Annotated in this window: 20 protein-coding genes; 5 read left to right on the top strand and 15 right to left on the bottom strand. The window is 35.5% G+C overall.

Annotated elements, in window-relative coordinates; all coding sequences use genetic code 11:
• Positions 1–124: 124 nt before the first annotated feature.
• The 7 genes from O0931_RS05075 to O0931_RS05045 form a co-directional block, all read right to left on the bottom strand.
• Positions 125–652 (bottom strand): DUF3347 domain-containing protein, encoded by a 528-nt coding sequence (locus tag O0931_RS05075; RefSeq protein ID WP_269414466.1) that lies wholly within the window; start codon positions 650–652, stop codon positions 125–127.
• A 96-nt stretch (positions 653–748) separates the two neighbouring features.
• Positions 749–1,294, bottom strand: a complete 546-nt coding sequence (locus tag O0931_RS05070; RefSeq protein WP_269414465.1) for a hypothetical protein — start codon at positions 1,292–1,294, stop codon at positions 749–751.
• A gap of 150 nt (positions 1,295–1,444) precedes the next feature.
• Complete coding sequence (locus tag O0931_RS05065) at positions 1,445–1,942, bottom strand: hypothetical protein (RefSeq protein ID WP_269414464.1); 498 nt, start codon at positions 1,940–1,942, stop codon at positions 1,445–1,447.
• Positions 1,943–2,071: 129 nt separating this feature from the next.
• Positions 2,072–2,989, bottom strand: a complete 918-nt coding sequence (gene miaA, locus O0931_RS05060; RefSeq protein ID WP_269414463.1) for a tRNA (adenosine(37)-N6)-dimethylallyltransferase MiaA — start codon at positions 2,987–2,989, stop codon at positions 2,072–2,074.
• Between the two features lies 1 nt (position 2,990).
• Positions 2,991–3,752, bottom strand: a complete 762-nt coding sequence (locus O0931_RS05055) for a hypothetical protein (protein ID WP_269414462.1) — start codon at positions 3,750–3,752, stop codon at positions 2,991–2,993.
• 104 nt (positions 3,753–3,856) lie between these two features.
• Positions 3,857–4,219, bottom strand: coding sequence for a hypothetical protein (locus O0931_RS05050; protein WP_269414461.1), 363 nt, complete (start codon positions 4,217–4,219; stop codon positions 3,857–3,859).
• 52 nt (positions 4,220–4,271) lie between these two features.
• A complete protein-coding gene (locus O0931_RS05045) occupies positions 4,272–5,366 on the bottom strand; it encodes an MBL fold metallo-hydrolase (RefSeq protein ID WP_269414460.1) in 1,095 nt (364 codons plus the stop codon).
• Positions 5,367–5,664: 298 nt separating this feature from the next.
• Between O0931_RS05045 and O0931_RS05040 the strand changes: the two genes are divergently transcribed.
• Complete coding sequence (locus O0931_RS05040) at positions 5,665–6,675, top strand: LacI family DNA-binding transcriptional regulator (protein WP_269414459.1); 1,011 nt, start codon at positions 5,665–5,667, stop codon at positions 6,673–6,675.
• A 338-nt stretch (positions 6,676–7,013) separates the two neighbouring features.
• Here the strand turns inward: O0931_RS05040 and O0931_RS05035 are convergent, their stop codons facing one another.
• From O0931_RS05035 to O0931_RS05020, 4 genes are all read right to left on the bottom strand, one after another.
• Positions 7,014–7,193 carry a hypothetical protein gene (locus O0931_RS05035; protein WP_010602585.1) on the bottom strand — a complete coding sequence of 60 codons (180 nt, stop codon included), beginning with the start codon at positions 7,191–7,193 and terminating at the stop codon, positions 7,014–7,016.
• A gap of 181 nt (positions 7,194–7,374) precedes the next feature.
• On the bottom strand, positions 7,375–7,959 hold the full coding sequence (locus O0931_RS05030; protein ID WP_269414458.1) for a biliverdin-producing heme oxygenase: 585 nt from the start codon (positions 7,957–7,959) through the stop codon (positions 7,375–7,377).
• Between the two features lie 75 nt (positions 7,960–8,034).
• A complete protein-coding gene (locus tag O0931_RS05025; RefSeq protein WP_269414457.1) occupies positions 8,035–8,454 on the bottom strand; it encodes a response regulator in 420 nt (139 codons plus the stop codon).
• 1 nt (position 8,455) lies between these two features.
• Positions 8,456–10,669, bottom strand: coding sequence for an ATP-binding protein (locus O0931_RS05020; protein ID WP_269414456.1), 2,214 nt, complete (start codon positions 10,667–10,669; stop codon positions 8,456–8,458).
• Positions 10,670–10,802: 133 nt separating this feature from the next.
• Here O0931_RS05020 and O0931_RS05015 point away from each other — a divergent pair, with 133 nt between their 5' ends.
• Entirely contained in the window at positions 10,803–11,180 is a 378-nt protein-coding gene (locus O0931_RS05015; protein WP_269414455.1) for a response regulator transcription factor, read from the top strand.
• On the opposite strand, the gene O0931_RS05010 is transcribed toward O0931_RS05015, so the two are convergent.
• From O0931_RS05010 to O0931_RS05000, 3 genes are read right to left on the bottom strand one after another with little or no spacing between them, the layout of a single operon-like run.
• A complete protein-coding gene (locus O0931_RS05010) occupies positions 11,177–11,983 on the bottom strand; it encodes a mechanosensitive ion channel family protein (RefSeq protein ID WP_269414454.1) in 807 nt (268 codons plus the stop codon). The genes O0931_RS05015 and O0931_RS05010 overlap by 4 nt on opposite strands.
• Before the next feature lie 21 nt (positions 11,984–12,004).
• Positions 12,005–12,157 (bottom strand): hypothetical protein, encoded by a 153-nt coding sequence (locus O0931_RS05005; protein ID WP_269414453.1) that lies wholly within the window; start codon positions 12,155–12,157, stop codon positions 12,005–12,007.
• A 7-nt stretch (positions 12,158–12,164) separates the two neighbouring features.
• Complete coding sequence (locus O0931_RS05000) at positions 12,165–12,530, bottom strand: SpoIIAA family protein (RefSeq protein WP_269414452.1); 366 nt, start codon at positions 12,528–12,530, stop codon at positions 12,165–12,167.
• A 139-nt stretch (positions 12,531–12,669) separates the two neighbouring features.
• On the opposite strand from O0931_RS05000, the gene O0931_RS04995 reads away from it, so the two are divergent.
• Complete coding sequence (locus O0931_RS04995; protein WP_269414451.1) at positions 12,670–13,788, top strand: alpha/beta hydrolase fold domain-containing protein; 1,119 nt, start codon at positions 12,670–12,672, stop codon at positions 13,786–13,788.
• A gap of 362 nt (positions 13,789–14,150) precedes the next feature.
• On the opposite strand, the gene ku is transcribed toward O0931_RS04995, so the two are convergent.
• Positions 14,151–14,921, bottom strand: a complete 771-nt coding sequence (ku, locus tag O0931_RS04990) for a non-homologous end joining protein Ku (protein ID WP_269414450.1) — start codon at positions 14,919–14,921, stop codon at positions 14,151–14,153.
• Between the two features lie 128 nt (positions 14,922–15,049).
• Between ku and O0931_RS04985 the strand changes: the two genes are divergently transcribed.
• Both O0931_RS04985 and O0931_RS04980 read left to right on the top strand, forming a co-directional pair.
• Complete coding sequence (locus O0931_RS04985) at positions 15,050–17,320, top strand: glycosyltransferase (protein ID WP_269414449.1); 2,271 nt, start codon at positions 15,050–15,052, stop codon at positions 17,318–17,320.
• A 172-nt stretch (positions 17,321–17,492) separates the two neighbouring features.
• Entirely contained in the window at positions 17,493–20,351 is a 2,859-nt protein-coding gene (locus O0931_RS04980; RefSeq protein ID WP_269414448.1) for a S9 family peptidase, read from the top strand.
• Positions 20,352–20,365: the final 14 nt, after the last annotated feature.

Below are 20,365 nucleotides of genomic sequence, written 5' to 3'. Positions count from 1 at the left end.
TGTTGTATTTATAGCTTTCTAATTTATGTAAAATTAATATACGTGCATAGCAAATCTGTTAAATTAATATGAATTATTAGTCAGTACCACGTAACAATCATGATTAACACAGCATTGAAGCAACTTATTTTCCTTTAATCTCCTCTACCACCCGGCCGCAGGTTAACATTTCTTTTCCATAGTATGGATTTTTAATATCCTTTTCGGTCGACAACCAGTCACCTCCGTCGCCTTTATTTGCCATCGGGCAATGTTGAACATAAATTGTTCCCTTTTCTATTTCTCCTGATTTGATAAAAGCGATTAAATCCATACTTAAAGAAGTGAAATCTTTTCTTTGAATTTCAATATTACTGGTTTCACTTATCTTCTGCGCAATACTGGCCGTGCTTTCACATCCCTCGAAACCAGCCAGGCTATGTTGCAATTTTACGGCAGATTTTTGAGCTTTTGAAGCATCTGATATGACTAAAGCATTCTTTAAATCTTCATATTGATTAAAAATTTCTGATTTCTTTTGATCTTTAATTACAACAGCGCTTTTCGTGGCCGAATCTACCGGTATGGAATCTTTAGTTTCAGCAGATTTTTGCTCCGCCTGATTACATGACATAAGTGCTGTTAATATGGCGATACTGAATATTCGTTTCATTGTATTTGGTTTTGGGCTCAAATTAGCAATTAAAATAGTAAATAAATAAAAAAAGCCCCCGAAAATTTCGGAGGCTTCCATTATATGATGTTTTAATTATAATTTGAAATTATAGCCAAGTCTCAAAGCAAACTGACCGGTTTTCATAAAATATAAATCAGATGAGCTATTGTTTACATAACCTTCGTATTTGGCACCAATTTCAAGACCATTGTTCCATTCGTAACCTAATCCGCCTGTGTAAATAAAGTTCATATTGGCACCATCTTTAAGTGCTAAACCTGTACCTGCGCCGCCTGTTAAAAACATTCTGTCGATTACAAATGCTTTAACACCACCAACTAATGGAATAAATTCAAAATTTAAAGGACTTCCTTTCCATTTGAGTTTAGTGTAACCACCAGATGCGGTAATTGCTACAGCCGGGCTTAAATCATATTGTAATCTTAAATCAGCACCATAACCGTAGTCCATTTCAGATTTCTCCGGAAAAAAGCCGTATTGTGCACCAATGCCTACTTTAAAAGCCATACCGCTATTGGTAGACATTGTAGTTGTACTCATGGTTTGCGCTTTAAGATTTGATGTTGCAAAAATCGCTAAGGCTGAAGCGACCGCAAAAATTTTAGTAATTGTTTTCATTTTTGGATGTATTTAAGTTATTTAATTAAGGTTTGATTATACATACGAACTTTAAGAGAAAACAGATTTCTAAAAATTATTTTTTTTGAAATTTCTGAAAATAAAAAAAGCCCCCGAATTTCGGAGGCTTTAAATCATCTTCTATTTCAATTATAGAGAGAAACCATACGCTAAACGCAAACCAAAGAAACCTGTGCTTCCGCCATTTTGCGATAAGCCTTCGTATTTAACACCTAAATCTAATCCGTTACTCCAGGCATAACCGATGGCAGGAGAATATACAAATGATGTTCCGCTTCCGTCTTTAGTTCCGAAACCTGCACCAAGTTCAGCTAAACCATAAACACCCGAACCTGATGTATTGAAGAAATATTTGGCACCAACTTTAACTGGAATATAACCAAAACTGCCACCACCAAATTCATCTTTCACAGATAAATTGGTGTACCCTGCTGTTACCGGAATTGATAATTGTTTATCGATATCAAATTGATAACGTAAATCTGCACCAAGTGCAACACTGTAGGCATCACTTGTTGGGATACCAGCAGTAACACCAACACCTAATTTTTGAGCTTGTACATTTGTAGAAAAAAATAAAGCTACTGCAGCTGCTGAGGTAGCCATGATTTTAGTAATTGTTTTCATTTTAAGATATTATTTTTGAGTTAAACTTTAATACCTCCACAATTACAAACCTTGTGCCAAAAAGAGCTTTTTTGAGTATTTTTAATAGACATTTATGTCATAGATAACTAACAAAAACGGGTTTTACCATTAAAAAACTTTTTCTAAAATCTGTTGCTTTAAACTATCAAGTGGTTCGGAAGCATCCAGCCAGTTAATTATTACACCGTCCTTTTCCATCTTTCTGAAAAATGTATTTTGTCGTTTGGCGTACTGGCAGATGGCAATGCCTAATTTTAATTTAAGCTCGTCATAATTTAAATCGCCCGATAAATAAGCCACGATAAATTTATATTCCAGCCCATAAAAAGTTAAGATTTCCTTACTTACCCCTTTATTTAATAAATCCTCAACTTCTTCAATCATACCGTCCCCCAATCTGTATTCTAGTCGGCTAAGGATATTATATCTTGTTTGTTCAACTTTGTTTTTTAAACCAAAAACCAGGGAATTAATTTTTGGTCTGTCAACGTCTGCTAGCTCATTGCAGCTGAGGTATTCTGCAATTTCTATCGCCCTGATTAACCTTTTCTTTGCATTAAAATCCACGTGTCTGGACAATTCTTCCGGATAGTCTTTCAACCGGTTTATCAATTCTTCTTTAGTTAAAGAATCAAGGGCTGTGCGCAAACCGGAATGCACAGGAACAGCTGTGTAGCGTTGATTTTGTAACAGGCTATGTATGTACATTCCTGTGCCGCCACAGAGGATTGAAAATTTATCTTTATCGGTTATTGACTGGTAAGCATTATAAAAATCATTTTTAAATGCATCTACATGATACCTTTCGCCGGGTTCGAGAATGTTAATTAAATGATGGGGAATAGTTTTCCCGTTTATATTGTATTCTGCTAAATCTTTTCCTGTACCGATATCCATTTTTCTGAATACCTGTCGGCTATCCGCACTGATAATTTCGGCATTAAGCGCATCAGCAACTTGCACGGCAAGTTTCGTTTTACCGGAAGCCGTTGCGCCTAAAATAATCAAAAGCGGTTTATCGGACATATTAAAACTTCAGAATAAATTTTAAACTTCCCGTATTATACACGTGTACAGCATTGTTTTTTAAACAAGTCCTGTCTATCTTTCTGTTAAGATTATTATCTAAAAGAAAATATTGTGGGTTTAAAACGTCAACTTTATCAAAACCAAGTTTTAAATAAGCTTCACCGCCCGACCAATCCCTATCGGCATAAGTCATCATGTCGTTTGGACTTAACTGTTCTTTCAGATTGTTAATTAACTTACTTAAACCACCTGTTATAGAGAAGCCGCCTTTCACCGCGAAACGTATTAATTCTATAGATTTATAGTCTTCCGTATAATTCATTCTGCGAAGCGCTGAAAAAGTAGCTACTGCGACTAATTCTTCTGAAATAAATAATCCAAATTTATACCGTGCTGTAACGGAACCTTGCAAATGATTTTCATTTAAAAACACATCAGCTTCAGGTTTGGTAATCTTTCTGATTTTAGTTTTTCTTCCATGAATCCTTTCATTTTTATTCAGCAAGGATTTCAACCTGAACAAAACCTGCTCCGATTTGGATATCCAGACATCTTCCCACAAATGAATAAGTTTTTTACCCTGATTTATTGAAGCTTCCTGAAGCTCAATCAATACGTCGGGTGAAAAATTATTGTCCAGGCTAACTAAATTGATGGTTAGGTTATACGCAATAAACGACACCGTATGATAAAAACCAGCTTTATATTCAAAAACCATTCCCTGTTCTGCCAGCGCAGTCAGAAAATGGTTTTGCCACATCTTATTATCCGTTGATCTGGAATTTGAAATCCTGGTTTGCAAATTTTAGTTAAGAATATTTGTTATTCTACTTTACAAAGTTAGTTTTTCAAAATGATATTGGATTAAATCCATTCCTTTTCTTTAAAGTTAGTATGGATAATTTCTATTAGGGTTTCAACTTCCTTTAACTTATTATGATCAAGTTCGGTAATTTTTAAGCCTGATTTATCGCTACCTAAATCACTTAGATTTTGATTAGCAGTATCAATATCAGTTGTATTAAGGTTAACTTCAACTTCATTGCCACTAATATAAATACCGGCAAAAAATCTTTCGGTTATATTTTTACCATCAACTTCTATATTTTTTTCGCTGTATAAATCATATCCTGTTTCAGAATTTTCATGAACAGTATATCCCCGGGTTGCATAAGGCTGCAAGCTAGCTCTAATGGTTTGAAAAATTTCTACTAGGTCAGTTTTCATAATTATTATTAAGTATAAAGACTAAACACAGGTGGCGATTTATTGTTTAGGTTTATTCATCAAGCCACCATTTTCGACTGGGGAAATCTTTATTTAAAATAACCGTTTCACCGAGTCTTGGTGTGATAACCTGTACATTCTTTTTTGCAGCTTCAGCAGTTATTCTTTCTATCGGTTCGTTCCATGGGTGCATGGCCAGGCTAAACTTTCCCCAGTGTACGGGCATTAAAATTTTAGTTTTTAAATCGAGTGCAGCCTGAACAGTTTGTTCAGGAAACATATGAATGTAAGGCCAAAACTCATTATACTGTCCACATTCTAATAAAGCAATATCAAAAGGTCCGTGGTCATTTCCTATCTTTTCAAAATGCGCATCATAACCGGAATCACCTCCTAAAAATATTTTGTAATCAGCGGTTTCCAATACAAAGGCCGACCAAAGGGTTTGATTTCTTTTAAATTTTCGACCTGTAAAATGCCGGGCAGGCACGGCAGTAAATTTTACAGCATTAAAAAGTTCTGCTGTTGCATTCCAGCAAAGTTCATTTACCTTTTCTATTGCAACACCCCATCTTTCTAAGTGTGCCCCAACCCCTATCGAGGTAACAATTTTTTTGGTATGAGGAGCGATTTTTAAAATACTCTGGTAATCTAAATGATCATAATGGTCATGCGTGATTACCAATACATCAATATTTAAAAATTCTTCAGCTTTAACAAAATCTGTTCCCGGAAAAGCTTTACTGCCTATAAAAGAAAATGGTGATGGTCTTTTACTAAAAACCGGATCAACCAAAATACGCTTATCATCGATTTTTATCAGATAAGACGAATGCCCAAACCATATTATTTCAGGTAAATCGCTTTGAGGTTTATCATTTAAATCGGGTTTCAGAAAACTTAAAGGTTTAAGCGGCATTTTATTCGGATGTTTTCCAAAAAAATAAGCTTTAAAAATATCGAAGAAGCTGACACCCTCCGGCTGCATCGGGGTTACAGATAAGTTTTGCAATGCGCCATCCCGATAGTTTGATAAATGACGGATTAAATTTAATCTTTTACCCTTTGGCAGCCTCCCAAAAACCGGCAGGTTTATAATGATAAAAAACAATATAAATAGAAGCAGAAATATGTAGATAGGAATCATCACTTTTTTGATGCTAATGTAAGACGAATTTTTAAGAAAAAGCTTTTCTAAAAGCAAATCTGATATGAAAGTAATTTGTTTTAAAAGCTGATTTTTTTAAAGTCGCCTGTATTTTGGTTTACATCATTACTACGCTGATTTGCAGTTGTTGCTGACAAACATCTTATTTAGATAACCTTATTTTGCAGAAAATTATTTTTGACAGACAGGCCCTTCATCCAAAACTTTAATAGAAAGTGCTGCGAACAATTCTTGTTTTTTTGTATTATTACAACAAAATATATCGTTTAGCAAACCAATGCAATCGAAGCCTACAACTATTAAAGAAATCGCTAAAATTTTAAACCTTTCGCCGTCAAGCGTATCACGAGGTTTGCATGACCATCCGAGCATTGGTGCTGTTACGCGTGAAAAAATTAAACAGCTTGCCAAATCTTTAAACTACGAACCTAATAACGCTGCGATCCTGTTTCAAAAAGGCAAGACTTACACCATAGGCGTGATTTTGCCTGAATTATCAGAACATTTTTTTTCCATTGCTATTTCTGCAATAGAAGATGAAGCACTAAAGAAAAATTATACGGTAATTTTTGCCCAGTCTCATGATGAATTTGATAAGGAAGTTCGTTTGGTTGATAAAATGAAAAATCAACGGGTCGATGGATTGTTGGTTTCAATTACCAAAGACACATCCAATTTTGACCATTTTGAAAAATTAAGGGCATTTAACATCCCTGTCGTGTTTTTTGACCGGATTCCGCCTTTTAAAAATGTACATTATGTTGCATGTTCTCTTGAAAACGCAACCATTAAAGCGGTAAACTTTCTACTAAAAAAAGGCCATCGGACAATTGGATTAATTAACGGCCCTACAACGTTATTTGCCAGTGGTGAAAGAAAAGATGGCTATATGCAGGCGATCAACTTTAACAGGTTAAAATTCGATCCGTCCCTGGTTATAAATTGTGATTTAACTGAAGAAGGCACTATCGATGCCGCAAAACAATTGATAAATCATAAAAGAAAACCAACGGCTATCGTAACTTTTAATGATTATGTAGCGTTATTTTTAATCAGGTATTTAAAAAAGACGAATCTGGCAGAATCAATTGACATTGTGAGCTATGCCAACTTACCCATAATGGAACACCTGGATTATTCACCAATTGCATCTGTTGAACAAAATCCATATCTGCAGGGACAAAAAGCAGCAAATATCCTCCTGGATTTGATAAATAGCCCAAATCCTGAAAATCAGGCTTTTTACAATACGATAGTTGAATCTGATCTGATTATTAATGAAAAGTAAATGGTTTATTCAGGCCTTTGCATAAATAATTTTTCTTCGATTAAACTTCCGGGTGTTCAAAGTAAATTGATCCGGGATACGGTCTCGTTACGACGGGTCTGTGCTGGGCGCCTGTAAAACATGATTTTTCAAAAATAATTAACTTAGCAAAGTAGATTTGTTTCGGCTTATGAGGTTCTAACGGGCTTAAGCTTCCTAAATTTAAAAAACTAAGACTATTGAACCTTATCGATTAAGCTTTCGGAATTTTCCTCAAACACGCCTTTAAAACTTCAAAGCTAAAAACGCAAAAAGGGCTCCGGCATACCGAAACCCTTTTTGTTCTTACTCGCGAAATATTATTTTCCAGAGTTTTTCTTGTCAGTTACTTCTGCACGGATTTCTTGTGCCAAAACTTTAAGATCTTGCATAGCTTTACGCACACGAGTACCAGCAGCTGCATTGCCAGCATTATAAAATTTTTCTACATCTGCTTCAATAGCAGCAACAGCAGCTTTAACTTTTGAGAATTTTTCCATCGCTAATTGATGTTTTTAAGGTTTAAAAAATTTATTTTTTCAATTATACGTATTTACCTTGAATTAACAAGAGAAAGCAAATATTAATTTGAAAGAAGTTTTGCACATTTTATGATGTAAAAAATGCCTTCGCACCATTACAGAAGTATTTTTTTTCATTTTTATATTTTATAGTCGCTGTTTAACAATACTGTTTAGACAAGTTTATTAAGTTATTAAAGGTTTGATTCGCGCTATTAATACAAAGCCCGTAATCTGCTTCTGTAACGCTTTCATTTAATACCGCAACAAAAGTTTTCCATTTAGCACCTAATTCTGTTCCATAAACCCCATAATAATTTAAACCATCCTGATGATTAATGAAATCAGGATTTGCCAGAATATGTTTTTTAATTACATTTCCACCTAGTGTAGCCCCTTCTAATACATATAAAGCGCCCAAAACTGCAGCATTATTTTTTTCGGGTAAAAATAATTCAAAGTCTAAGCCTGGTAATGTAAATGGATCTATTTTCCAGTAATCCAAATCTTTTTCCAAAGCAGCCAGTTTAAATCTGGTGTTCATTTGCAACTTTTCTGCAACATCGGTATCCAGCATATTGGCTAATTTGTTTTCTAGTTTTTGATGAATAAGGTAGTTAACCGTAAGTAGTTTTTTATATTCGGTAATGCGCAGAGAATTGTTCATAATTTCATTTACAAACATTAAAGTCTCTAATTCTTTATGTTTATCGGCAGTTTCGGTTCTCAATAAATTGGCAATCATTATTTTTATCTAAAAAGTTGTTAAAAACAAAAGATTCGGATTTTTCAACCCGAATCTCATGTACTATATTTAAAGTTAATTTAACCGAAGGTGGTGGTTAAACCAAAAATCGTGTACCGAATGCACACATTTTACCAGGTTATCATAACCATTCGGTTTCGTTAAATAAGCATTTGCGCCAAATTCGATAGCTGCTTTTACGTCGTCCGGATTATCAGAAGTCGAAAACAAAATAACAGGAATGGTTTTCAGGTAAGGAATTTCTTTTATAAATTTCAGTAAATCTAAACCAGATAAACCTGGTAAATTTAAATCTAACAAAATTAGTTTAGGCTTGGTTTTGCTTTCCGCAAAGTTTTGTAACCTTACTAAAGCCTCAGTTCCATCTTCAACAATTGTTAAATTTAAAGTATCTTTAACTTCCTGTACGGCACTTTGCATAAAAAATGCATAGTCTATATCATCCTCAACGTAAAATATATCCGGCGTTTTCATTTTATTTGTTTTTAAAGGCTAGGTAAAAAGTAGAGCCTGCATTTAATTTGCTTTCAAACCAAACCCTTCCATGGTGTTTTTCAACTACACGTTTTACAATAGCCAACCCTACTCCTGTTCCATCAATGTCTTTAACATTGTCCATGCGCTTAAAAAGCTCAAAAACCCTGTCATAATAACGGTTATCAATTCCTATACCATTATCTTTAACATAGTATATAATTTCTCCTGCATCTATATACGCAGAAACTTCAATTTTGGGTTTATCAACCATTGAAGAGTACTTTACACTATTGGTTAACAAGTTCGTAAACACCTGTCCTATCAGTGTTTTATCTCCCTTTAAATCTGGCAATCGTCCTAAAACCAGCTCGACCTTGTCTGCTTTATAAGCGGTCCATACTTCTGCAATTATTTCTTTTAATAAAGATTGCATATCAACTGTTTCAAGATTTATCTCAGAACGACCAACCCTTGCTAAATTGAGAATTTCTTTGATCAGAAAATTCATTTTATCCGCGCCTGTTAAAATCCTACCCAACATCTTTTTACCATGCTCATCAATGCTTTTATTTTTTAGCATTAGCTCCGCGTAGGTTTTTATAGATGTTAGTGGCGTTCTTAAATCATGGGAAATGGTGTAGCTAAACGTATCAAGCTCTTCGTAAGCTGCCTGTAATTTCTCATTCAGCAACCTGATTTCGTTTGCTTTTTTGTTAACATCAGTAATAATAATTTCACGAATGCGTAACACCGAAGTTATTTCCTCGGGCAACCATTTTTCAGAAGTATTACTTACAACCTGCGACCAGATTTCGAATGATTTTCTTGGTGATAAACTCAACAGGCCATTCTCTGATGGTGTTACCGGCTTATCCGGATTACCGGCCCACTTTACTGTTGAGATTTGTTCTGGCTTAAACCAGATTATCATTTCATTCAGCTCTTTGCTTAACGAGCATGATAAAATACCAGAAGCAATGTCTTTATATTTTTTCGCGGGATGAAATATCTCTGATAATCTATGCGTATAATAAACAGATTCATCATTTGACGATCCCAGCCATTCTGCCAAAGCATTTATTTCATCATTTGAAGGAACACTGCCAATTGTATGTAATTCATTTTCAAATATTAAAGCTACACCAGTTGCCTTAGTTACGTCCAGAATATTTTTTTTATGGCCGGTTAATGCATCAACTAAATATTTATCGCGACTTAAATGTTCAGCCAGAATGCCGGCTGTATCTTTAAATTGCTTTACGATTTCAGAATCTTCTTCGTTCTGGCGGTATTCTAATGCTGATGAAAGAATTTGTCCGATTAATTTAGAACCTTCACGTGCTTTATAATCAATAAATTTCGGGCTATAGTTATGGCAGGCAATTAATCCCCATAACTCACCGCGCGAAATTAATGAAATACTAAAACTGGAGTGAACGCCCATATTTTTCAAGTACTGGATGTGTATTGGCGACACTGCCCTCAAACCCGCGTTCGTTAAATCTAAAGGTTGGTTTTCTTTAAATGTAATTATCGGCGAATCTTCCGTATTTACATCTGCTATTAATCTGTTTAAATTTAATTTATATAGTTCTCTTGCCTGCTTTGGAATATCTGATGCGGGATAATGCAAACCAAAAAAAGGCTCTAAATCAGCTTCTTTTTCTTCCGCAACCACTTCGCCGTGCCCGTCATCTAAAAATTTATAAATCATAATTCTATCATAATTTATAAGTTTTTTAACTTCAGCGGCAGCACCCTTTAATAGTGTAGCAACAGTCCTGCCTTGTAACATGGCCGATGCCGATCGTCCTATTGAACTCTGAATATCGTATTGCAAGGTAACCGGTTCAAATTCAAGAAGCCATTCATTTTGCGATCGTGAAATTATCAGGTAAAACGGGCGTTCATTGATTTCGATGGGATAAGGCGAAATGGCATCAAAACTTCTTCTGATAATCCCGAGTTTCAATAAGTCCTCAATATCAAATTCTACAGCTTGCGTTTTTATTAAATTGTTTACGACAGCTAAAGGCTTATCCAGTAAATCTTTGGAAGAAAAATTTAAAAAATGTAACGCATTCTCACTGATATAAGATATGTTATAAGTCGATATATCGACTGCGATTAAAAACCCGTGTGATTGTATTTTGCCCGGAATATGAATAGGTTCTTTATCACAATTTGTCAGGTCAACAGAAAATTTATTCATATAATTATTACAAAAATATCAGATTTTTTCAATTCTCAAAGTGTAATAATTTTTAGGAGTATTTTTTAACTGGCAATTAGTTTTGGGATTTATTTTTTATTATATATTTGTTCAAATTTTAAAGAACAGTCAGTTGGCAAAAAAAAATATTCTGGTTATAGAGGATAACCATGCAATTTTAGATGTTATAACACTTATTCTAGAAAGCGAAGCTTTTAATGTTGCCGGATTAAACAAAGGTGCCGAATTCATTAATCACGTTAAGGATTTTCAACCCAATGTTATTATAATGGATATCATGCTTCCTGATGTTGATGGAAGAATTTTATTAAAAGAGTTAAAAGAAAATAACCTTACCGCGCATATCCCTGTATTAATGATTTCAGCAAGGTATAATTCATCCAATTATATGATGGATGGTATTGCTGCAGACGATTTTATGGCCAAACCATTTAATATTGATGAATTAATGGATAAAATTTATGCATTGTTGAAAAACTCATCAAACTAATCTGCCATACCAGGCAACTTTATACCTCCTTGTTTTAAATTTTTCATCAATTCTTTTTGAAAGGAAAGTTTTGTATCCGTAAAGCCATGTGCTTTAACCCAAACATTCAAAACCACTTTAAATCCGTTATCTTCTAATACAGAAACGCCTATTCTCCGTTCCGGCGTTTTCAGGCAATGTTTAAATTCATCCACTGTTTTATTAAAAATTTCGGAAATCCTGTCGTAATCAATACCATAACTGAACTTAATTTCCACATCTAAACGCCTGCTTCCCTGTCTGCTTATGTTAATAATAACTTCATTCGATAACTTGCTATTTGGAATAACAACCGTTCTGTTATCAAAGGTGGTAACAATTGTATAAAATATCTGAATAGAACTCACTGTACCTTCCTGGCCCTGCGCAACGATGTTATCGCCAACAACAAATGGCTTCAGTATTAAAATTAATGCACCGCTTGCAAAGTTCTGCAAGGTGCCAGACAAAGCCAAACCTGCTGCAACACCGATACCGCCGATAAGAACAGTTAAAAATGTTAACTCTATACCCAGAATCTGCATTACAGTTAATACCAGCAAGACCCTAAGCGTAATTACAATTAAGCTTGTCAGAAATGGCCTTAGGGATGGATTGACATTTCTTTTATGCATACTGCTGGAAAGCCATTTCGACAACAGCTTTATCAGCCATAAGCCTGCAAAAAGTAAAATAATGCCTAATATTACAGACGGGCCCTTCGCGATTATCCAATCATATATTTTATCATAAAAGCTGTTAATTTTAGTAGCATCAAATTTCATAAACGGGATGACAGCGCTTTATTAAGGTTTTTTGTGCTTTACAGAGGCATCTTTTTTCACATTGACTTTTTTTGCATCTTTTGCTGATGTTGTTTTTTCATTAGCACCTTTTGCTTTTGAAGTTTTCGGAGCTGTAGCCTTGCTACTTTCTGCCGATGTTTTAGAATCTTTCATTGTTAAATTATTCTTCAATTAACCAGGCTTTGGCTTGTTCAACTTCATCAGGCTTAAATCCTTTGGAACTTCCCGGAGTAGCTATTGTAAAGATATCTGTGAACCACTCTACTCCTTTTTCTGAAGTTACAATTGCAATTTTTTTCCATTTGGTAAAATTCTGTAACCCGGCTTTTGCATCCTGAACCCAGGCACCTGCGGTGAAATTCTTAACATCAGTATCCAGAATCAACAGATATCTGATTTCACCAAATGTATCTGCCGTTCTTTTAAGCCCCGGTAGCAAAACATTTTTAAGATCATTGCTATCCACTTCACCTGTAGCTCTAACGCCAAATACGTAATCGGGTAATCCTGTTATTTCTGTTAACATATTTATTTTTAAATAAGAACAACGTAATCCTTAAAGATGTTTGAAAATTAAATGAATTCTAAAAAGTTGTAAACCAATAAAAACAGTTATCTCATTGATAATGTTATGCTAGCATTATTTCATGAACAAAAATTAACCTATGAAAAACAAATTTTATAAACTGTCTATTACTTTTTGCCTATTGGCGGTGGGCTTTACCGCCTGTAACAGCGGCACAAAAACAACAACTGATAACGATTCTTCAACTACTGACTCTACAGCGACAGCAGCATTAAAACCTGCCGGTCCTGCACCGGAATGGGGGAAAACCATTAAACCTGAAATGCAGACCGTAATTGAAAAATTGGTTAGCTACGGAGACAAACCATTAGAGACTTTGAGTGCCGTTGATGCACGTAAAAATCATACACCAACAGATGCCGTAATGGATTTGGTTAAAGAAAATAACATGACCATCCCACAGCCAAAGGTTGATACCACGGGAAAAGATATTGATGTTACCGGTGGAAAAATTCATTTACGTATATATACCCCAAAAGAAGGAAAAGGTCCGTTTCCATTAATTGTATACTACCACGGAGGCGGTTTTGTTATTGCAAATTTAGACGTTTATAACGCTTCTGCACAGGGACTGGCAGAGCAGGTTGGCGCTGTAGTTATTTCTGTAGCTTATCGCTTAGCACCTGAAAACAAATTTCCAACCGCACATAACGACGCATTTGCCGCGTATGAATGGGCCATTAAAAACGCTTCGGATTTAAAAGCAGACCCGGCTAAAATTGCTGTTGTGGGTGAAAGTGCCGGCGGTAATTTAGCTGCTAATGTTTCGATTGCTGCAAGAGATAAGCACATTATGATTCCGGTTCACCAAGTATTGGTTTATCCGATAGCGCAGGCAAATATGGAAACTGATTCTTATAAAATGTATGCGGATGCAAAGCCATTAAATAAGGCCATGATGGGCTGGTTTACAGAAAAATATCTGACCACTATGATTGAGGCCCAAAACCCAAAAATATCTTTAGTGAATGCAAATTTAAAAGGCTTGCCGGCTACAACGATAATTACGGCCGAAATTGATCCTTTGCACGATGATGGTGTAATGCTCGCCAATAAATTATCTGATGCAGGTGTAAAAGTAAGCAGCAGAAATTATGAAGGTGTTACGCACGAATTTTTCGGAATGGCCATTGTTGTTCCGGAAGCTAAAGCAGCACAGGCATATGCCGCTGAACAGTTAAAAGCAGCTTTTAAATAGTATCATATAGCGAGCTAAAAGTTATCCTTAGGCCTAATTTATTTTTTAAATCAATATCAATAAATGATAAAATGTTAGGGAGATAAAACCCATTGTATCTTCCTTTCGAGCGAAGTGCAACGAAGTCGAGAAATCTGTCTAGATGAAGATTTTTCTTTGATTTGATCGGTTAACGGTCGGAAAGTTGAAGGACGTATAAAAATGAATTTTAAGCATTTCAACAGGCCCTACATCACAATGTTTAAAGTAAATTGATTTATTTTGATAAGTTTGGAGTGATTAAAATTTACTCCAAACTTATTCCTTACCTGTTCGTTTTGCTAAACGTTAAACGCTAAGCCCTAAACTTTAACCGCAAACCTCTACGCACCTTTTTTCGAACCCAAACTCTGCATTAACTGGTCATATAAATCATCACTGCTTGCCTTTTGAGGTTTCATCTTCTTAACAGTTGCCCGCTTTCCTTTCGATTTGGCTTTAATAATTTTAAGCAACTCATTACTATAATCATCTTTAAATGCGCTCAAATCAAATTCAGAACTGTATTGTTTAATTAAAGCTAAGCCAACGTCCATTTCTTTTTTAGTTATGGATATGCCTTCAACCTTTGTAATATCTGAAAGACTTCTGATTTCCTGTTGAAACCTGATTTTCGTAATCACAATTACATTATCCATTGGATGAATTACACATAGGTTTTCTGTATTTCTGAGTACAAATCTGCCTATACCAGCCTTACCCGATTTCTCCAAGGCTTTTAGTAACAGCGCATATGCTTTTCTACCCTGCTTTTCGGGTTCGGTATAATAAGAAGTTTCATAATAAACCGGATTAATATCTTTAAGGTTAACAAAATTTTCGAGTTCAATTATCTTTGTTTTTTCGGGCGCTGCTTCTTCGAAATCGTGTTTGTCCAGAATGATGTATTTATCTTTCAATAAATAACCTTTTACAATTTTTTCATAGGGTACCTCTTTGTGGGTATTTTCATTTACCCTCAAAAACTTAATTTTAGCATGATCGCGTTCATCAAGCATATCCAGATCGAGCGTACTGTTTTGTACACCTGAAAATAATTTTACCGGAATATTTACCAAACCAAAGCCAATAGCGCCCTTCCAAATTGATCTCATAATCTACATCTTAGTTATATTGATGCTAACATATCCGGTTTCATATTGTTTTTATTCCCGTAAATCAGCTGCAAATACCAAACTATTTAAATTTTGCATTGTTCTTTATATAAATTCCAGAAATACATATGAAAATTGCTTATATATCAACTTATCCTCCACGTGAATGCGGTTTAGCTACATTTAATCAGAATTTAGTTAATGCTTTAAGCTTAAATTCATCTTATGATGCTGAGCAGAGTTTTATTGTTGCTATGAACGAATCAGATGATTTGAATGAACACGCTTATCCAGAAGATGTTAAGTTTATTATACGCCAGCAAAATCAACAGGATTATATTGATGCCGCAGACTTTATAAATAAAAGCAACATAGATACCTGTATTATAGAACATGAATTTGGCATTTATGGTGGTAATAGCGGTATTTTTTTATTATCACTTTTGAACAGGTTACAGAAACCTTTTATTACCGTATTGCACACGGTTTTAAAAGAACCAAATTTTATGCAGCAAACCATTATTAAGGAAATTGCTTTAAAATCCTCCAAAATAGTGGTTATGAGTAAAAAAGCAGTTTTATTTTTAACGAGTATTTATCAGATTCCATCAGTTCAGATTAAACTAATTGAGCATGGTGTTCCGGATTTAGAACCCATCAGCAATAATGCGGTTTCGAAAAGTGATTTATTTAAAAACAGAAAAGTTTTATTCACCTTTGGGCTTATAAGCCGTAATAAAGGGCTTGAAACTGTTATAAAGGCTTTACCTGATGTTGTCGAAAAGCATCCTGAAGTACTTTATGTTATTCTAGGCAATACACACCCCGGCGTTGTAAAACATAATGGTGAAGAGTACCGCGACAGCCTTAAAGCCCTGGCTAAAGATTTAGGCGTAGAGCAAAATATTGCATTCGTTAATAAATTTGTCTCGGAAGAAGAACTTCATCAATATTTAACGGCCTGTTATTTATACATTACACCATACCTTAATGAAGCACAAATTACGAGTGGTACGTTATCTTACGCCGTAGGTGCCGGTGCAGCAGTTGTATCTACACCATATTGGCATGCACAGGAATTGTTAGCAGATAACCGTGGTAAATTGTTCGATTTTAAGAATGATGTACAATTAGCTCAAATTATCAATACATTAATTGATGATGAGGTTAAATACCAGCTACTTAAAAATAATGCATACCAATACGGGTTAAATTTAAGATGGCCGGCCATTGGCAACATTTATATGGCTACGTTGCAGGAAGCCCTGGCTAAAGGAAAAAAACCTGCCAGAACGATTCCGCCAATTATCGATGTAGACAGCATGCCTGCACTGAACCTAAATCATATCGCCCTTTTAACCGATGATACCGGAATTATCCAGCATGCAAAATTTGGAATTCCCAATTTAAAAGAAGGTTATTGTATTGATGATAATGCCAGGGCGTTAATTCTGTCCTTAATGGCCTACGACCAGAATAAAAATCAGAAAGCTTTAAAGTTGATGCCGGTGTACCTGAGTTTTATTCAATACATGCAACGCGAGGACGGAAATTTCAGAAACTTTTTAAGTTTCAACAGAAACTATCTGGATGAGGTTGGTTCTGAAGATTCTTTCGGAAGGACGATATGGTCGCTCGGCTATCTGATTAATACCGGACCAAACAATTCCTATCGGGAATTTGGCCGCGAACTTTTCTCAAACGCTGTTCCGCATTTTAAAACGTTAAAATACCTGCGGGCAATGGCTAACACAATTATTGGTATAGCGCATTACCTACGTGCGCATCACGGTGATGAACTTTTAATTAAAGAAATAAATCAGCTTGCAAAATCATTAACTGATGCTTACAAGGTTAATAAAGATGGCAATTGGCATTGGTATGAGGATATTTTAACTTATGATAATGCACTTCTTCCGCTAGCCCTTTTATGCCATTATGAGGTAACCGGTAATAAAGAATCTTATAGAATTGCAATGGAAAGCATCGAGTTTTTAAATAGTTTTTCTTTTGAAAATGGTTATTTGAACCCTGTTGGAAATGCAGGCTGGATGAAAAAACACGGTAAAAACCCGATTTACGATCAGCAGGCTTTAGAAACTATGGCCATGGTTTTATTATATTCCAAAACATTTGAAATTACTAAAGATGATAAGTACTTAAGTCTGATGCAAATAAGTTATGAATGGTTTTTAGGAAAAAACAGTTTGCATATTCCACTTTACGATTTTGAAACCCATGGTTGTGCAGATGGATTACAGTTTAACAGTGTGAACCGAAATCAGGGCGCTGAAAGTACGCTGGCCTATTTTATATCGCATCTAACGGTTTTAAATACAGCAGAAATTGAATTCGAATCCCTTTCATCCCCCTTAGTACAGGAAGATAAATTTGCTTAAATTTTAATTTTTGATATTAAAGGCCCGATTTTTTGAAATCGGGCCTTTTTTTTTATAGACTAAACGAATAGGTTATTATTCTGTAATATTTGACATACATTCTTTCTATTCAGCTAAAAATTTACAATTTTTAAGGATTGAATCTCAACCAACAAATTAATTCATTCCTAAAATGCAAAAAAGATTAACATTTTTACTGTTTTTCATAGCCAGCGTTGCCTATGCACAGAAGAAACCCTTAGATCATAAAGTTTATGATTCCTGGGAAGCAATAGGTACCAAACAACTATCAAATAACGGTCAGTTGGCTTTATATAGTGTACTTCAGCAGGAAGGTGATGCAACATTATTCATCACAAACCTGAAAACAAATTCAAAGATTAGCATACCACGGGCTTCATCAGGTCAGTTCAGCAACGATTCTAAATTTGCTGCATTTCTTATAAAGCCTTTTTATAAGGATTTACGTCAGGCAAAAATTAAAAAAACAAAGCCAGATGCAATGCCGAAAGATACTTTGGGCATCGCCAATTTAACAAGCAATACTATTGCTAAAGTAGCCCGGGTAAAATCGTTTAAAATGCCTGAAACAGGCTTTGGTTATCTGGCATATCAACTGGATAAATTAGATACTGCTAAAAAAGCGTCGGTAACCGCTCCAAAAAAAGATAGTGAAACAGACTTTGCAGATGATGAACCTGCCGGCAGTCCAAAAAAAGAAGAAGGAACTGATCTTATTGTTAAAAACCTTTTAACAGGTATTGATAAAACCTATAAATATGTTACTGATTATGCTTTCAGTAAAGATGGTAAACAATTGGTTTTTGCATGCAGCGGTACAAAAAAAGACAAAACAGCACCTCAGGGCGTTTATCTTTTAAATACAGAAAAAGGTACATTGAAAACCTTGATAAACGGAAAAGGAAGTTTCAAAGGTTTTACTTTTGATGAGGAAAGCGAACATTTAGCTTTTGTGGGCGAACAGGATCCTGAAAAGAAAGAAATCAAAAACTACAATGTTTACTATAACTCTTTAACCTTAGATACTGCTCAAATCATTGTAGATTATGATATGCCTGGTTTACCTTCAAAATGGTCGGTAAGCGGCGATGGCAGGGTTTCTTTTAGTAAAGATGGTAAGAAATTATTCTTCGGCATTGCGCCTGTCAAAAAACCAAAAGACACTACAATTGTAGATTTTGAAGTGGCCAAAGTTGATGTTTGGAACTATAAAGATGACTACCTGCAACCTATGCAGCTTAAAAATGCAGAAAGAGACAGCAAAAAAAGTTTCCTTTCCGTAATCGACGTTTACAGCAGCGATCCCAAGGTAATTCCGTTAACCGATTTAAGTCTTCCTGATGCAAATATGGTTAGCGATGGCGATGCAAACTTTGTTTTGGCATCAACCGACTTTGGCCGCAGGATTGAATCTCAATGGAGTGGTTCTACCTTAAAAGATTATTACCTGGTTGATACAAAAACCGGTCAGCGCAAAAAAATTATTGAAAAATTAAACGGGAACGCTTCTGCCTCTCCTGCCGGAAATTATGTAATTTATTTTGATGAGAATACATCAAACTGGTTCACTTATAATGTGGCTAATGGTAAGGTGACCCAACTGAACAACGGCATGAACGTTAAGTTTGCCGATGAGGAAAATGATGTTCCGGATACACCAAAGGCTTATGGTATAGCAACATGGACGGAAGACGATAAAGCTGTATTAATTTACGACAGGTACGATATCTGGTCGTTTTCACCAGATGGAAAATCACCTGCAAAAAACATTACCAATAATTTCGGTCGTGATAATAAAATTACACTCCGTTACGAAAGGACCCAGCAAGATAACCGTTTCGAGCGTGGTGCCGATACTAAATTTGTTAAAGCAAATGAATTGGTTTGGTTAGATGGATTTAATAACATTACTAAAGAAAATGGTTTCTATCGTAAGAATGCAGGAACAGTTAAAAACCCTGATTTAGTGGTGATGGGTAAAACCAAATATTCAAATTTACTGAAAGCAAAAGATGCTGATGTTTACATTTTCGACAAAGGAAATTATGTCGCTTCACCTGATGTTTATGTAACAACCGATTTCAAAACAGAAAATAAATTAACCAGTACAAATCCACAGCAGGCAAGTTACAACTGGGGAACTGCAGAACTGGTGAAATGGACAACACCAAAAGGTTACCAGTCGGAAGGTATTTTATATAAACCTGAAAACTTCGACCCTAATAAGAAATATCCAATGATTGTTTATTTCTACGAAAAATTATCTGATGGCTTGTATACCTACCAGGCCCCTGCACCTACGCCATCACGTTTAAATATTTCGTTCTTCGTAAGTAACGGCTATTTGGTTTTCGCACCGGATATTACTTATACAACAGGTTACCCGGGCCAATCAGCTGTTGAATTTATTAATTCAGGTGTAGAAAGTTTAAAGAAAAACAGCTGGGTTGATGGCAGCAAAATTGGTATTCAGGGCCAAAGTTGGGGCGGTTACCAGGTGGCGTATCTGATTACCCAAAACAATATGTATGCCGCTGCATGGGCTGGTGCACCCGTTGCCAACATGACTTCAGCTTACGGCGGTATTCGCTGGGAAAGTGGTATGAATCGCCAGTTTCAATATGAAAAAACACAAAGTCGTATTGGTGCTACGCTATGGGAAAAACCAGAATTGTATATTGAGAACTCTCCTCTTTTTATGTTTCCTAAGGTAAATACACCGGTTGTAGTTATGGCAAATGATGCGGATGGTGCCGTGCCATGGTACCAGGGTATTGAGATGTTTACCGGTTTACGCCGTTTAGGCAAGCCGGTTTGGCTGTTAAACTACAATGGTGAAGCACATAATTTAGTTCAGCGCCAGAACCGTAAGGATATTCAAATTCGTGAACAACAGTTTTTTGACTATTACTTAAAAGGCGCTAAAGCACCGGCCTGGATGACCAGCGGTGTACCGGCAACTGAAAAAGGAAAAACATGGGGCTTTGAATTGACTGATGATAAACCCTAGATAGTCCGGAGACA

Origin of the sequence: Pedobacter rhodius, from assembly GCF_027213645.1 — a bacterium.
GTDB lineage: Bacteria > Bacteroidota > Bacteroidia > Sphingobacteriales > Sphingobacteriaceae > Pedobacter > Pedobacter rhodius.
This window is presented reverse-complemented; position numbering and strand designations above follow the sequence as displayed.